General features: G+C 60.4%; 11 protein-coding genes. 2 read left to right on the forward strand and 9 right to left on the reverse strand.

Annotated features, from left to right (window positions below):
- From B7E11_RS27730 to B7E11_RS27760, 7 genes are all read right to left on the reverse strand, one after another.
- Entirely contained in the window at nucleotides 1-1,905 is a 1,905-nt protein-coding gene (locus tag B7E11_RS27730) for a cache domain-containing sensor histidine kinase (protein WP_080840661.1), read from the reverse strand.
- Nucleotides 1,906-2,063: 158 nt separating this feature from the next.
- Complete coding sequence (gene nagZ / locus B7E11_RS27735; RefSeq protein ID WP_080840662.1) at nucleotides 2,064-3,773, reverse strand: beta-N-acetylhexosaminidase; 1,710 nt, start codon at nucleotides 3,771-3,773, stop codon at nucleotides 2,064-2,066.
- Nucleotides 3,774-3,776: 3 nt separating this feature from the next.
- Nucleotides 3,777-5,477, reverse strand: a complete 1,701-nt coding sequence (locus tag B7E11_RS27740; RefSeq protein ID WP_080840663.1) for a response regulator — start codon at nucleotides 5,475-5,477, stop codon at nucleotides 3,777-3,779.
- Complete coding sequence (locus tag B7E11_RS27745; protein ID WP_080840664.1) at nucleotides 5,450-7,279, reverse strand: cache domain-containing sensor histidine kinase; 1,830 nt, start codon at nucleotides 7,277-7,279, stop codon at nucleotides 5,450-5,452. The genes B7E11_RS27740 and B7E11_RS27745 overlap by 28 nt, the downstream gene beginning before the upstream one ends.
- A gap of 328 nt (nucleotides 7,280-7,607) precedes the next feature.
- A complete protein-coding gene (mobB, locus tag B7E11_RS27750) occupies nucleotides 7,608-8,135 on the reverse strand; it encodes a molybdopterin-guanine dinucleotide biosynthesis protein B (protein ID WP_176220923.1) in 528 nt (175 codons plus the stop codon).
- 75 nt (nucleotides 8,136-8,210) lie between these two features.
- Complete coding sequence (mobA, locus tag B7E11_RS27755) at nucleotides 8,211-8,873, reverse strand: molybdenum cofactor guanylyltransferase (RefSeq protein WP_139787335.1); 663 nt, start codon at nucleotides 8,871-8,873, stop codon at nucleotides 8,211-8,213.
- Nucleotides 8,874-9,070: 197 nt separating this feature from the next.
- The gene (locus B7E11_RS27760; protein WP_080840667.1) at nucleotides 9,071-10,138 is read right to left on the reverse strand and encodes a branched-chain amino acid aminotransferase; all 1,068 of its coding nucleotides are present in this window, start codon (nucleotides 10,136-10,138) and stop codon (nucleotides 9,071-9,073) included.
- Between the two features lie 125 nt (nucleotides 10,139-10,263).
- Here B7E11_RS27760 and B7E11_RS27765 point away from each other — a divergent pair, with 125 nt between their 5' ends.
- Both B7E11_RS27765 and B7E11_RS27770 read left to right on the forward strand, forming a co-directional pair.
- Nucleotides 10,264-11,151, forward strand: coding sequence for a LysR family transcriptional regulator (locus tag B7E11_RS27765; protein ID WP_080840668.1), 888 nt, complete (start codon nucleotides 10,264-10,266; stop codon nucleotides 11,149-11,151).
- A gap of 312 nt (nucleotides 11,152-11,463) precedes the next feature.
- Complete coding sequence (locus tag B7E11_RS27770; RefSeq protein WP_080840669.1) at nucleotides 11,464-12,918, forward strand: catalase; 1,455 nt, start codon at nucleotides 11,464-11,466, stop codon at nucleotides 12,916-12,918.
- Between the two features lie 76 nt (nucleotides 12,919-12,994).
- On the opposite strand, the gene B7E11_RS27775 is transcribed toward B7E11_RS27770, so the two are convergent.
- On the reverse strand, nucleotides 12,995-13,501 hold the full coding sequence (locus B7E11_RS27775; protein WP_176220924.1) for a hypothetical protein: 507 nt from the start codon (nucleotides 13,499-13,501) through the stop codon (nucleotides 12,995-12,997).
- A gap of 336 nt (nucleotides 13,502-13,837) precedes the next feature.
- A complete protein-coding gene (gene hemG, locus B7E11_RS27780; protein WP_080840671.1) occupies nucleotides 13,838-15,316 on the reverse strand; it encodes a protoporphyrinogen oxidase in 1,479 nt (492 codons plus the stop codon).
- Nucleotides 15,317-15,327 lie beyond the last annotated feature (11 nt).

Raw genomic sequence — 15,327 nt, forward strand, 5'->3', positions numbered from 1 at the left:
TTACCCCTCGCTTGTCGTTCGGACCGGGATCCGGATGATGACCCGGGTCCATTCGTTTTTGGAACTGTCGATCGAAAGGCCGTAAGGCTCCCCGAACATCGTTTGAATTCGCTGATGAATGTTGCGCAAGCCCACGAAATTGTGGCTCCCTTTTGCCGAATCCGGCTTCGGGCTCCCGCCTCGCTCCGCCTGCTCCGGCGAACGGATCGACGCCATAAGCGCCACGACCTCTTCCTCCGTCATGCCGGCTCCGTTGTCGTAGATTTCAAACACGACTTCCTGCCCGGACCGCTTGCCCGAGACGCGAACGCGGCCGCCTTCTCCCTTCGCTTCGAGTCCGTGCGCGATCGCGTTCTCGACAAGCGGCTGCAAAATCAATTTGATCGTGTAGCACGAGTAAATATCTTCGTCGACATCCAGATCGAAATCGAAAAATCCTCTGAACCTCAGCTTCTGGATGTCCATATAGCAGGTGACGTTGTCGATCTCATCGCGGATCGGCACCGTCCGCTGCTGCAAATTGATGCCGTAGCGAAGCATTTTGGCCAAATTTTTGGAAACCGTCCCGATGTCCGGCACTTTGTGGAGCGCCGCCATGCCGCTGACGATTTGCAGCGTATTGTAAATAAAATGCGGATTGATCTGCGATTGCAGATAGTTGAATTCCGCGTTTTTGCGGGCGATCTCCTCCTCGTACTTTTCGACGATCAGACTTTTGATCGTATTGGTCATGCTGTTGAAGCTCAGCACGAGCTGGCCGAGCTCATCCCCCGAGGACGGCTGAAGCGCAACGTCGAAATGGCCCTGCTTCACGCGGGCCATCCCCTTTTTCAGCTCGAAAATCGGCTTGAAAATCCGATTGGCCAGCAGATAGGCGATCAAAATCGTCAGCAAAATCGCGATCAGCCCGATCAAAAGATGGATCAGCAGCAGCCGGTTGCCCGCCTTGTTCAGCTCCGAATAGGGAGTCAGCGTCAGCGATTTCCAGCCGGTCACTTCGATCGTGCTGTACGACAGCAAGTAACGGATCCCGTTCACTTCCGCCGTAAACGATCCGCTCGCCTGCCGGCTCATTCGCTCGATAATCGCGTCGTCCAGCCTGCCCCGGGGAAGATCGAGCGCATGCGAATAGACGGTCTCGCCCGTCTCGTCCAATAGCAAAATGCCGGTCGGCGGCCGGATGTCGGCCTTTTCGACGATATCGGTCAGCACGTCTATGGACAAATCGATCAAAATGACGCCGTCGGGCACGTTGATATTGTCCTGTACGATCCCTTTGAGCACGCGGGAAAAAGAGATTACCTGCTTGTCGTACGTCAATTGAAACGGTTCGTGGGGCGGGGAGATGACCGTTCTTCCGCCGGCGGCGACCGTTTTGGCGTACCAGGATTCGACCGTCGGGTCGTACCCCCATTTGGCCGTGCCGTAGGCGGCGTAGGAAAACTGCTTCTCGGGGGACACGTAAATATAAATGCCGTTGAAGTCCTTGCGGAGGTAAAGCAGCCTTTCGTAAAACCGCTGCACGACCAGCTGCGCTTCATACTGCTCGGTTACGTTAGCGTAAGGCTCGGGGGAGAGCGCTTCCTTCATGCTCGTCTTCGAATCGTCGTCTTCGGCTTCGAGATAGATGGACATGATCATCCGGTCCACCTGGTCAAGGTTGTCCTCGAACCCGGTATTGATGTTGTTCACGAGACGCGTTGCCGTCTCGGCCGCCTGGCGTTCGAATATTTGCCGCGAATACAGATAGGAGGTGACGCTGGAGAAGCACAACACCGTAATGACAATGGCGATGATGCCGTAAAAAAATTTGGAAAACAGGCTCCATTCGGCAATTTTGCCCGTTAAGCCGGAAAACGCGATTCCGTTCGCGCCGGCGCCGCGCCGGCTCTTCGTTCTGGCCATGACAAAGCCCCCCGGTGTCTGTACAAAGTAGCTTCAGTTTAGCAGAACCGGTTCCCGTTCGTAAAATAAAGAGCCCGCGGCTTCCCGTTCGGACGCGGGAGCGGCAGGCTTTTAACGCAGACTTTATGGCTTTAACACACCGGAAAACGCGATTTCCCTTAACCGCGTCTTCCGGCCGGATACGCTCCGACGGTTACCGGCAGGACGCCTCCGGCGGGCAGTCTCCCCGCGAGGACGCCCGCGAGCGCGGCCATCATCGCCGGTTTATTTTCGTAAGCGCAAATATAAAGAGGGGCGGCGGGCACGGCCGACAAATCGTAAGGCGTTCGGACGGCGGCAAGGACAAACGCGCTGTCCGGCCGTCCGCAAAGCTCGTTCGCGAGGGCGGCTTGCCCGGCGTGAAACGCCGCATCGTAGGACGCGAACACGACCGTTTCCGCCGTCTCCGCTTCCCGCAGGACGGCTTCCCGTTCCGCCGCCGTCGGGTCGAGGCCGATGCGCAGCTCGGCGACCGCGTACCCTTCCTCCCGGAGCGCGGCCCCCAGCGTCCGTTCCTGTTCGATCGCCTCGACCACCTCGGTTCCGACTCTCGCCTCCGCCCATACGGCCAGTACGCGCTTTTCGCGCGGGAGCGGCAGCAGCGCTTCTCCCTTCACGACCGTGACGGCCGCTTCGGAGAGCCTCGCGGCCGCGTCGTCCGCGGCCGTCCGGACGGGGATGCCGGACGCGGGCGGCGCCGATGACCGGGAAGCCGCGGCTTCTCCGGCGGATTCGGCGGCGCCCCGGGGTCGGCCGGCGGCATCGCGGCGGGCCTCGGACTCGGCTTCGGCTTCCGTTTCCGCTTCGGCCCGCAGCAGCCCCCGCTTCTCCTTCAGCCGCCACACGCGGTCCACCGCCTCGTCGATTCGGGACAGCGGAATTTCGCCGGCGAGCACCGCTTCGTGCACCGCTTCGAGCGCCGCGATTTGCCGGTCCAGCCGATGGCTGACGAGCACCAGATCGGCGCCCCCCTTGACGGCTTCGACCGCTCCGCGCGCGACGCCGATCGTCCCCGCGATCGCGTTCATCTCCAGGCAGTCGGTCACGACGACGCCCCGGAACGCCAGCCGCTCGCGCAGCAGTCCCGTCAGAATGCGACGGGACAACGTCGCCGGCGTCCCGTCCGGCTCGTACGCCGGAAACACGACGTGCGCGGTCATGATCGCGTCGACCCCGGCGGCGATCGCCGCCCGGAACGGCAGCAGCTCGACCGCGTCCAGCCGGTCCCGTCCGTGCGGCACGACCGGCAGCTCGCGATGGGAATCCGCCGTCGTATCGCCGTGTCCGGGAAAATGCTTGGCCGCCGCCGCCACGCCGCCGTCCTGGTAGCCCCGCAGCGCTTGAACGCCGAGAGCGGCCACCGCTTCGGGATTTTCGCCGTAGGAGCGGACGCCGATCACCGGATTTTCCGGATTGTTGTTGACGTCCAGGCACGGCGCGAAATTCAGGTTGATTCCGATCGACCGAAGCTCCTGGCCCGCCAGAAACGCGGCTTCGTACGTCAGCTCCGGGTTGCCGGCCGCGCCGACAGCCATCGCGCCCGGCATGACGGCGACGCCTTCCTCCAGCCGCACGACCATTCCTCCTTCCTGGTCGATGGCCGTCAGCAGCGGGACCGACGACAAGCTTTGGAGCTGCGCCGACAATGCGGCGGCCTGTTTCGCATCCCGCAAATTGCGCCGAAAATAGACGACGCCCCCGATGCCGTACTCCCCGATCAGCCGCTCGATGCCCGCCGAGGGCGAAAGGCCGTCGAAGCCGCAGACGAACAGCTGTCCGATTTTCCATTTCAGATCAAGTTCCTGCCAGGCACGCTCCGTTTTCCCCATCCGTCACGTCTCCTTGTCGGTCCATCTAGGATTCGCGGCCATTATCGGCTCCCCTTGCTGCCGATGCGACCGCTCGCGGTATTCCGAGGGCAGCATCCCCGTGTATTTGCTGAACACGCGCGTGAAATAGCGCCGTTCCGCATATCCGACCATGAGCCCGACCGTCGTCACGTTTTTGTCGCTGAGCGCCAGCAGCGACTTGGCCATTTCCATCCGCTGGCGGGTGACGTACTCCACGAACGTCTCGCCGAAATGCTGTTTGAACAATAGGCTGAAATAGCTGCCGCTGATGCCCAAATATTCGGCGAGCTGGTCGATGCTCAGCTCCGACGAAAGGTTGCGCTCGATATAGTCTTTAGCGGACAGCATGAGCACGTCGCTCGTCTTTTTCTTCATCGCGCTGTCGATCGACTGGTCGATCAGGCGGTTGATGACCGCCAGCGTCTCGCGGATGCCCGGACTGCGGTCGATGCGGTTCCAGTAGTCGATCTCGTCCTCCCGCCCGATGACGTCCAGCGCCCGCATTTCCCGCAGCAGATGCAGGCATACATAGTGCAAAATCGGCTCTACCCGCTCGTACGACGCATCCGGCAGACGCTGGAAGCTGTCGTTCAGCTCCCGCAGCGCGGCTTCCGTTTTTCGCCGGTCGCATCGCTTCAGCCCGGTCACCATCTCCTCGATCCGATCCCACAGCCGCTGCGTCTCCTCCTGCCCCGCCCGCTTCGGCTCCGGCACGATGACCTCCGCTTCCGCCCCCGGAGTCAAATTCAGCGACCGCTGCAAATGCTTGTAGGTTTTGGCGAGGCGGTCCAGCGATACGGCCGCCGGATGCAGCGCAATGCGGATTTGGAGCTTCAAATAGCTGCCCACCTTTCGCCGCAAATCGTCGGCCCAAACGGCGCAATCGCTCCGGCTGAACGTGTCCGGCGGCATCCGCTCGATCAGCACGCACCATTCCCCGCCCCGCATCTGCAGCACCGAGTGCGGAACCTCGAGCCCGGCGAAATGCTCCTGCACGATGTTGTGCACGGCAAAATTCCACAGCTTGCGCTCCCTTTCGTCCCAGCGGTTTTCCTTGCGGGAGTAGTCGGCGACATCGATGAGCAGCATGGCGAAGGAAAGGTTTTCCCCCGACAGCTCGCTCAGCTTCAAAAACGGCTTGGCCGCCCCTCCCCCGACGTCCATGAGCAAATCGTAGAGCACCTTTTCGTAGGCGAGCCTGAACACCTGCTTCCACTCCTGCTGGATCGTCTGCTGCTCGGCGCTGCGTTCGCGGATGCCTTCGGCCAGGCGGTGAATCGTGCGGGCCAACTCCTCGTAATCGATTGGCTTGAGCACGTAATCCCTGACCTCGTACCGAATGACCGACCGCACGTAGCTGAAATCCTGGTAGCCGGTCATCATGATCACCTCGGCCTCGGCGTCGAATTCCCGCAGCGCGCCCAAAAATTCGATGCCGTCCATGACGGGCATCCGGATGTCGCACAGCACCAGGTGCGGCCGATGCTCGCGCGCCAGCTCCAGCGCGATTTGACCGTTTTTGGCGAGCCCCACCACTTCCACGCCCAGCTCTTCCCAAGGCACGACCGCCTGAAGATTTTTCAGAATGTTGATTTCGTCGTCCGCCAGCAAAATCTTCAGCTTCATCCGCTCCACCCTTTCTCGGGGATGTCCGTTCAATTCGCCGACTTCGGGATCACGCATTTGATGATCGTTCCCATTCCTTCCGCGCTGCACAAAATCAATCCGAAGCCCGGCCCGTAATGGATTCTCAGCCGGTCGTTCACGTTGCCGACGCCAAGCCCTCTTCTTTCGCCGGTTTCGGCCGCCTCCTCGTACAGCGCTTCGAGCGTCGTCGCGCCGCCCGAGGCGAACAGCGCCATTTGCGGCTGCTGAATGCCGATTCCGTTGTCCTCCACGTAGAAGACGATGCAATCTCCCTCCTCCGCCGCGGAGACCCGGATTTTGCCCAAGTAGTCGATGCCCTCGAAGCCGTGCTGGATGCTGTTTTCCACCAGCGGCTGAAGCGTCAGCTTCAAGATGCGGCAATGCAGCAGGCTTTCCGGCACGTCGATTTCGAACTCGAACAGCTCCTCGAACCGGAACTTCTGGATTTCCAAATAGCTGCGCAAATGCTCCAGCTCCTGATCGATGCGGATCTCTTCCTTTTGCTGAATGCTGATGCGGAAAATGTTCGCGAGCCGCTGCACCATTTTGCTGACTTTGCGCCCTTCGTTCCGGACGGCCAAAATATTGATCGACTCCAGCGCGTTAAACAGAAAATGCGGCTTGATCTGCGCCTGCAGCAGCATCATTTCCGCCTTGCGCTTGCGCCGCTGCTCGCGCACGACCTCGTCGAGCAGCTCCGACACGCGCGCGACGAGGCTGTTGAAGCCCTTGGCGAGAATAACCGTCTCGTCGTTGCCGGTCACCGGCACCCGCGTCGTCAGATCGCCGCGCTCGACGCGCCGCATCGCGCCGGCCACGCGAACGAAGGACAGCACGGTCCGCCGGACGAACATGAGGTTGAAAATCAGCGCGCAGGCGAGCGACGCGATCGTAATCCCGACGACCCAGCTCAGCACGCGGGTTTGATCTCCGGTCAAATAGTCCCAATCGGTCACCGTCACGAGCGTCCAGTCGCCGGTGCCCAGCCGCTTGATGTCCCCCAGATTGTGAACGGAAACGAGGCTCGTTTCGCCGAGGAAATCCATTTTCGAGCTTTCGTAGCTTTCGGTCAAATCGAGCCTGCCCGACGTGTCCGCATGCAGGTAAAAGTTCTCCCCCGCAAGCGTCTCCCCGCTGTCGTAAATGACGGTGCCGCCGCGCCCGACGAGCAGGTAACGCCGGTTTTCGTTGGCGCCGGTGTTGTAAAAATCGAAAAGGCGGTTCAGCTCGTTCATTTGAAACCGGATGACGAGAATGCCTTTGCTTTGCAGCGTATCGATGTCGAGCAGCACCCGGATTTGGGTGAACAGGTTGTTTTCCCCGGTCAAAAGCCGATCCTCGTAAGGCCCGATCCAGACGGGGGCGCCGTTTTTTTTCAGCACTTCCGCATACAGCGGGTTCGCTTGCAGCTTCTCGAGCGGCAGCGGCTCGTCGGGAATGAACCGGACGTTCACGACCTTGCCGTCGTTGCCGTACAGCGTGACGGACTTGATGCCCGGGTACGTCAGCAGCACGCGCTGGCTCAGCTTTTGCCGCTCGAGCATCTCCTGGATGTACGGATCCTCCCCCGAAGCGGCCTGCGCTCCGCCCATGCCGATCGACTGCTCGACGCTTTGCACGCTGTCTTTCGTCGTCACCCAAAAATCCGAAAAATAGTTCGCTTCCTTGATCATATTGTTGATGTTGCGTCCGATCGAGTTCATGGACAGCTCCAGCTGCTCCTCGTACTTCTCTCTCGTCACATGCTGAAACACGAGATAGGATACGGTGCCGAGCACGAACAAGGGCACGATGATAAACACGAAAAATGCCGTAAATACGCGCCTTCCCAAACTCATCGCTTCGCGCCGTCCTTTCGATTGTTGGCTCAATCCGATTATAGCAGGGAGAACGCGATCGTAGTTTCATTATAGGCCGGCGGGGCGGACGGTTTAAGTCCTCATTCGTCCGATGGAGGGATAAAATCGTCTACTGCTGGGGGGGGGGCGTCTACGGCTTCCGGAACGAACAAGCCCAATCGAGACATTTCCATGCGTCCCCTGATTTCGGATCCGCCAGGTTCGGCATCTCTATCGCTCAGCTTCGCGTTCGCTGCAGGTGGAACCGTAAACGATGGACGGGATGACCGTTCGAGGTTCGGCGAAAATAATAAAGAAACGCGCTGGCTCATTCTCCGCGAATTCCGCTGCCGATAAGCCGCCGCGCGAAGGAAATCAAAGCCTGCCGATCGGCTCCTTCCGATCCGAACGCCGGGATGCCGAGCCCCGCGGCTTCGGCTTGCGCCCGGGGCGAGTCTTCCCGCAGCATGGCCGCGGCAACGCCCGGGAGGGACAGCAGCTCGCGATCCGCTTCGGAACGGAGGATGGCGATTTTCGGATAGGGGGCGGATTTGAAGCCTTCGGCCAGCAGCAAATCCAAGCCGTACGGCCTCATCCCGTCGATCAATTCGTCGAGCGTTCGGGGAACGCCGGCAAACCAGGCCGTCCTGGACGGAGATGCAATCGCCGTAACCGCCGCCCCCGCCTGCCGATGCCGCCAGCTGTCCGTGCCGGGCACGTCCGGCTCGAACGAATCGTGCTCGTCCCGCTTCAGCGTGCCGATTTTGAGCCCATCCCGAGCCAGCGCCGTCACCAGCTCGCAAACCAGCGTCGTTTTGCCCGCGTTTTTGAAGCCGACCACTTGCAGGATATTCACGTTGCTCTCCCCTTTCCCGGAGCGGCGCCGATTTTTAATGCCTCATAGCGTCTTCGCTAGCCGCCGACGGAACCGTTAGGCCTCCGTCGAGCCTGCCTCGCCCCGCAAAAGCCGGCCGTAATCGTCCGGCGTATCCACATCGAAGGCAAACGCGGCGGACGCGCCGGCGCGTTTGAATTCTTCCTCCGCGACGCCGGTCCAGGCGATGGCGTCCAGCAGCGCGCCGAGCCTTCGCTCGCCGCGGGACAGCAGCTCCGCGCACGCCGAAGCGAGCTCCGCCCGGTAAAGCGCGTGCAGCGGCTGCGCCCGGCCGCCGATGAGCGGGACGGCGGCGGCGCACGCCTCTTCCGTCAGCCGCTCCAGCAGCAATCGGGCCGCGGCGACGCTCGGCTGCGGCTGATCGCACGCCAGCGCCCAAACGTGCGGACGCGCCGCGGCTTTCAAGCCGGCGTGCAGCCCGGCGAGCGGCCCTTCGCCCGCGAAATCGTCCGGGACGAAGCGAATCTCGCGGCCAAGTCTCGCGAGTCCGTCGACCGCGCCGGCCAGCTCGGGCGACGCCGGGGCGACGATCACGAGCTCTTCCGCCCATTCGATCGCCGCACGGCATTGTTTTCGGATAAAAGGCTCGCCGTCAAACGCCAACAGCGCTTTGTTCCGCCCGCCCATCCGTCTTCCACGGCCGCCCGCCAAAATGACGGCCGTTACTCCGCTTTCGGTTATTCCGCTTCCACCCGCCACGCCGCACGCTCCATCCGCCGGCGAATTTTGTCGCCCGCTCCGAATTCATAGCCCCATTATACCGGCAAACGGCGGGAAGCGCAGCCTCTTGCCCCCAAGCGGAGGGGACGTTCATCTGGCGGCTTTGGGCAACGCCGAGGTTCCGCCTGTCGCGCCGCAACGGCAAGCCGCGCGCAAATCTCTTCTTGACAAAAGGCTTACAGCTCCATCGTCCAGCCGAACGGATCCGGCAACTCCCCGCGCTGAATGCCGGTAATTGTTTCATACAGTCTGCGGGTCAGCTCGCCCGTTTGCCCGTTTCCGATCCGCAGGTTCTCCCCCTGCCAATGCAGCTCGCCGACCGGGGATACGACCGCCGCCGTGCCCGTGCCGAACGCTTCGGCCAGCTTGCCGTCCGCGCCTGCTTGCGCCAGCTCGTCGATCGAAATTTGCCGTTCCTCGACGTCGACTCCCCAGCTCTGCAGCAGGCGGATGACGGAGTTTCGCGTCACGCCGTCCAGAATGCTGCCGTTAAGCGCCGGAGTCAGCACCTTGTCCCCCACTTTAAAAAACACGTTCATGCTGCCCACTTCTTCGATATACCGATGGTGAACGCCGTCCAGCCACAGCACCTGGGAAAAGCCTTCCTTCGCGGCATCCTGCTGGGCGAGCAGGCTTGCCGCGTAATTTCCCGCCGTTTTCGCCGCGCCCACGCCTCCGGGCACGGCCCGTACATAACGGGACTCCACGTATATTTTAACAGGATTTATTCCTTCCGCATAATAGGAACCGACCGCCGACAGGATGATCATGAACCGGTATTCGCTGGACGGCGCCACGCCGAGCGCGGCCTCCGTGGCGATGACGAACGGCCGGATATAAAGCGAGGTTCCCGGTTCGCCGGGAATCCAATCCCGGTCCGCCGCCACGAGCTGCTTGATCGCTTCCAGCGCCAGCTCCTCGTCGATCGGCGGAATGCTGAGACGGGCGTTGGAATCGTTCAGGCGTTCGATGTTGCGTTCCGGGCGGAACAGCAGCGTGCGGCCGTCCGAAGTTTGATACGCTTTCAACCCTTCGAACACCGTTTGCCCGTAATGAAAAACTTTGGCGGCCGGATCGAGCGTGATCGGCTGATAAGGCACGATGCGCGGCTCGTGCCACCCCTTGCCCGCGTTGTAGTTCATAATGAACATGTGGTCGGTAAAAACGCGGCCGAACCCGAGGCTTGCGGCCGGCGTTTTCGTTTTTTTGACGGTCGGATGGATCACGGGTATCGTTAGGCTCATGATTTTTTCGTCTCCTTGCGTTCGATGGCTTGTAGTTGAATGATACCAAGAGAGCTCGTATATTAGTAATATCGGATTTATCGGTCGGTCATACCGAAAAGGTATAACGGAAAGAAGGACTAGCCATGGACATCCGCCAGCTTCGTTATTTTTTGGCGATCGCCAGCGAAGGCCAAATTACGCGCGCCGCCAAACGTCTCCATATGGAGCAGCCACCGCTCAGCCGCCAATTGAAGCAAATGGAAGACGAGCTCGGCGTCGTCCTGTTCGACCGCAAAGGGAAGGAGCTTCGGTTGACGCATGCCGGAGAGCTTCTCCGCCAAAAGGCCGATAGCCTGCTTTTGCAATTTCACGAATCGATAAAAGAAGTCAAAGAGCTCGACGAAGGCATCCGGGGCATGCTGGCGATCGGGGCCGTCGTCTCCTGCACGGCTTTGCTCCCTCCGAAAATCAAGCGATTCCATGAACGGTATCCGTACGTTACGTTTAAAATTCGCGAAGGCGACCACTTTTTGCTGGGGGAACTGCTCAATCAGCGAAGCATCGAAGTCGTCGTCACCCGTCTGCCGTTCGAGTCCGTATCCGGGCCGCAGGCTTACGACGTCATGCAGCTGCCGTCCGATCCGTTCGTGGCCGTCGTTCCCCGGGCTTGGCTGGGACGTTTCGCGCCCGGCGCCGTCAGCGTGGCGGAGCTTGCGGATTATCCGTTTTTGACGCTGAAAACCGATAAAACGATCGGCATGCACGAACGCGTTCTCGACCAATTCCGCCAGTCCGGGGCCGAGCCGCCTATTTTATGCGAGTGCAGCAGCGTCGCCATCGCGCTCGCGCTCGTCTCCGCGGGCATCGGCCTTACGATTTTGCCCAAATCCGTCATGACCTCCTCCTCCCTTCCCGACATCGCCACGCTTCCGATCGCCGAAACGGGCTTCCAGTCGGAGGTCGGCATCGTCTGGCTGAAAGACAGGTACTTGTCCAAAAGCGCCCTCCATTTCATCGATACGTTCCGCTGACGATAATTTGCGTGAACTTGCGCGGATATGGCTTTTCCGGAAGGAAATCGGACGCGCTGCGGCGAATAGGATGAATACAATGTAACCGATTCCAATAAATTGTACTGTATGCGAATCGGCGAGACCCCGGCTAGGAACGTTGATAAGAAATTGAAAATTTTTGCGGTACTAGTAGATTAGAATTATTCTTATTATGAAGATATTATTAAGTGTATTGACGCCCCTTCCTTCTTCCCTTACATTAAGTCATACAAACGTTGCTCGCACCAGGCATGTTTATCCAATTTCATGATTCGAAGGGAGAACGAATGAATGAGCAGATTGACAACCAATCAAGGCGTCCCGATCGGCGACAATCAAAACTCCAAGACGGCCGGAACCCGCGGCCCCACCCTGCTGGAAGATTATCAACTGCTCGAAAAGCTCGCCCATTTCGACCGGGAACGGGTTCCCGAACGCGTCGTTCATGCGCGCGGAGCGGGGGCTCATGGCGTTTTTACGCTGAAAAACAGCATGAAGCGCTATACGAAAGCGGCTTTCCTGCAGGATCCGGATACCGAAACGCCGGTGTTCGTTCGTTTTTCGACGGTCATTCACGGCCAGCATTCGCCGGAAACGCTTCGCGATCCGCGGGGCTTTGCCGTAAAATTTTATACGACGGAAGGCAATTACGACTTTGTCGGCAACAACTTGCCCGTCTTCTTCATCCGGGACGCGATGAAGTTCCCCGATATGGTTCATTCCCTGAAGCCCGATCCGCGGAACAACCTCCAGCATCCCGACCGGTACTGGGATTTCATGTCGCTGACGCCGGAGTCGACGAACATGCTCGTGCATCTGTTCTCGGACGAAGGCATTCCGGCCAACTATCGCGAAATGCGCGGATCGAGCGTCCACGCGTTCAAATGGATCAACGCTTACGGCAACATGGTTTACGTGAAGCTTCGCTGGGTTCCGAAAGCGGGCATCCGGAATCTGTCCGCGGAGGAAGCATCGGAAATTCAGGCCCGCGATTTCAACCATGCGAGCCGCGATTTGTACGAAGCGATCGAGCGCGGGGATTATCCGGAATGGGATCTGTACGTCCAAATCCTCGATCCGGCGGACATCGACAACTTCGATTTCGATCCGCTGGATGCGACGAAGGATTGGTTCGAGGACGTCATTCCGCCTCAGCTCGTCGGCACGATGACGCTGAACCGCAACCCCGACAACGTATTCGCGGAAACCGAATCCGTCGGCTTCAACCCCGGGGTCGTCGTGCCCGGCATCGAACCGTCGGAAGACAAACTGCTTCAAGGCCGTCTGTTCTCCTATTCGGATACGCAGCGCTACCGCATCGGCACGAACTATTTGCAGCTGCCGATCAACTGCCCGTTCGCGCAAGTGAGCAACAATCAGCGCGACGGAGCGATGCCGTTCAAGCAGCAGGCCGAATCGATCAACTACGAGCCGAACCGGCATCAGCACACGCCGAAAGAAGATAAGTCGTTCCGGGAAGCGGGCGCTCCGGTCGGCGGCCAGGCCGCCCGCGCCAAAATCGAGAAGCCGAACGACTTCGGCCAAGCGGGCCAAGTGTACAATCGCTATTCCGACGAACAGAAAGCGGCCCTGGTCAAAAATCTGTCCAACGACCTGAAGCAGGTCGCGGAGCAAACGAAGCTCCTCGCGATTTGCAACTTCTACCGCGCGGACGCCGACCTCGGCCAACGGCTTGCCGACAGCCTGAACGTAGACGTAACCCCGTATTTGAAGCAAATGGTCTGATTCGATTTCATAAAAAAGCGAGAAGCCTCCGATTCCCGAATCAACGCGCGGGATCGGAGGTTTCTCGCTTTCTCGGCTAGGAGCGAATGAACTGCCGATAGGTGATCTTATGATTCGAGCCCAGCGGAATGAGCTCGTTCAAGTATTTGCCGATCAGCTCCTTTTCGATATCGGTAATCGTCGAAGCCGTCCGGACATCGAAATGAATCGTTCCGGTCGCGACCTCGTACCGGGTAAAATGCATGCTGCCGCCCGCCAGCATCCCGCTCAAAACGGCGGCGATCCGGTGCTGGTCCAGTTCCCGGTTCATCGCGGCCTGCACGACGATGTCCGGCAAATCGCCCGCGACGGGAACCCGGTCGTCCTGCACCATCGAATACGGTTTCACTTTGAAGCAAACGTACGGAAGCAAATGCGACGACGCAAAGCGCGCCAGCTCGGCTTCGTCTTTGGCCGGCAGCCGGAGCTGCTCGTTCCACGCGTAAATGACGGCGGCATGTTTGCCGTTCGAATGAATGCGCACGTATCTCAATTGCGGAAAATGCCGTTTCACGATCGACTCCGACAACAAACGCGTTCCCATCGCCATTCCCTCCCGAAATCATGAACTCGCATCCTTACGCGAAAAGGCCAATCTGCGCACGGCATACGGTGACGCATGGCGGCGTTCGGCGGCTAGGCCGGCATCGCCGAGCGCCAAGCGCGGCTCCGCGCTTGTCAGCGCTTACATTTTCGTTGTCAAGGCAATGTGCCGTTCAGGCTTACTTTCATTGTATTCGCGTATTGGAGCGATGATGAAACAATTCGGCGGGATTAGGCGTAAACCGCGGGCGTTTTCGCGCTGGTCGCTGGCGTTTTCGCGTTGGTTGCTGTCGTGTTTAGGAAAAGAGGAGGAAGCGGCGTTTTACATGAGTCGCGTTTACGCAAGCAGCCGCTCGGCCGCCGCTTTTCCTTGCTCGACGCAATCGGGCAGGCCGACCCCTTCGAACGGCGCTCCGGCGACGAGCACGCCGGGCAAACGCGCGTTCAGCTCGTCCCGCAGCGCGGCGATCCGTTCGAGATGGCCGACGGGATATTGCGGCATCGACCGGCGAAGCCGGGTAATTTCCACGAATAGCGGCTTCGCTTCCAGCCCCATCAAATCCCGCAAATCTCGCCGCACCGCGAGCGCCATTCGTTCGTCGTCAAGCTCGACCGCGTCTTCGTCTCCCGCCCGGCCGACATAACAGCGGATAAGCTTTTTCCCGCGGGGAGCGGTATGCAGCCATTTGGACGACGTCCACGTGCTGGCCGTGATGGTACGTCCCTCCGACTTCGGCACGAGAAAGCCGGAACCGTCCAGCTTGCGGCCGAATTCCCGGTCGTCGTAGGCGAGCACGACGTTGGCGACCGAAACGTAGTCCATCGTCGAAAGCGCCGAAACGTCGAGATGGGGCTCCAGAAGCCGCGCGTCGGCATACGCCGGCAGCGTGAGCAGCACGTCGTCGGCCTCATAGACGGTTCCGTCGGCCAGCCGAAGCCGGTAGCGCCCGCTGCTTCCGTCTTCGGCCGCACCCGCGGCTCCGGCTTTTTCGAGCGTTTCGACCTCGCCGCCGAGGCGAATTTCGCAGCCCATGTCGCGAAGGCGCCGCTCCAGCGTTTCGATCACGACCGACAAGCCGCTGCGAAACGTCAAAAAAGCCGTCGGCGGGATGCTCGCGCCGCCGACCGCGGCCGAGCGCAATTGCGCCGCTTTCGCTCCCGCCGCCGGGGCCGTGCGCCGCGCTTCGATCATGCCGCGAATCACGCTGCCGTAACGCCGTTCCATGTCCGCAAATTGCGGAAAGGTGGCGTACAGGCCGAGCTTGTACAGGTCGCCGGCGTGAATGCCCGCAAGCAGAGGCTCCGCGATCCGCTCCACCATTTCTTTGCCGAGACGCCGTTCCAGAAACGCGCCGACCGTCTCTTCCTTCTCTTCCGCAAGGCGGGGGAGCCGCAAATCGTCCAGGGCTCTCATTTTGCCGAACGGGGAAATGAGGCTGTTTCTCGCGAACGCCCCGAGATCGTTCGGAATGCCGAGATTCATGCCCTTCGGCATCGGATTCAGCTTGCCGTCCAGGGCGATATAAGTTTTAACCGCGGCGGGATTCGTTCCGACGAGCTCATCCAGCAAGTTCAGATCCCGGGCCAGATGCAGCATCGGAAGCTTCCGGCCCAGGAACGAATCGGGCCCGCGCTCGATGACGAAACCGTCCCGCCGCAGCGTGTTCACCTTGCCGCCGAGCCGGCCGGAGCCCTCGATCACGATCGCTTCGACCTTCTGCCCGCGCTCCCGCGCAAGCCGAAGCAAATAATAAGCGGCGCTAAGCCCGGTAAGTCCGCCGCCGATAACGGCGATCCTGCGCCCGTCCCGTCCCATGTCGCAAGCCC

Source organism: Cohnella massiliensis (assembly GCF_900169535.1).
In the GTDB taxonomy this organism is placed as follows: Bacteria; Bacillota; Bacilli; order Paenibacillales; family Paenibacillaceae; genus Cohnella; species Cohnella algarum.

Coding starts and splice junctions, on each gene's coding strand:
- nagZ (WP_080840662.1), bottom strand. CDS start 3,773: ATGGGGAAAACGGAGCGTGCCTGGCAGGAACTTGATCTGAAATGGAAA.
- B7E11_RS27775 (WP_176220924.1), bottom strand. CDS start 13,501: ATGGGAACGCGTTTGTTGTCGGAGTCGATCGTGAAACGGCATTTTCCG.
- B7E11_RS27770 (WP_080840669.1), top strand. CDS start 11,464: ATGAGCAGATTGACAACCAATCAAGGCGTCCCGATCGGCGACAATCAA.
- B7E11_RS27760 (WP_080840667.1), bottom strand. CDS start 10,138: ATGAGCCTAACGATACCCGTGATCCATCCGACCGTCAAAAAAACGAAA.
- hemG (WP_080840671.1), bottom strand. CDS start 15,316: ATGGGACGGGACGGGCGCAGGATCGCCGTTATCGGCGGCGGACTTACC.
- B7E11_RS27740 (WP_080840663.1), bottom strand. CDS start 5,477: ATGCGTGATCCCGAAGTCGGCGAATTGAACGGACATCCCCGAGAAAGG.
- B7E11_RS27730 (WP_080840661.1), bottom strand. CDS start 1,905: ATGGCCAGAACGAAGAGCCGGCGCGGCGCCGGCGCGAACGGAATCGCG.
- B7E11_RS27765 (WP_080840668.1), top strand. CDS start 10,264: ATGGACATCCGCCAGCTTCGTTATTTTTTGGCGATCGCCAGCGAAGGC.
- B7E11_RS27745 (WP_080840664.1), bottom strand. CDS start 7,279: ATGAGTTTGGGAAGGCGCGTATTTACGGCATTTTTCGTGTTTATCATC.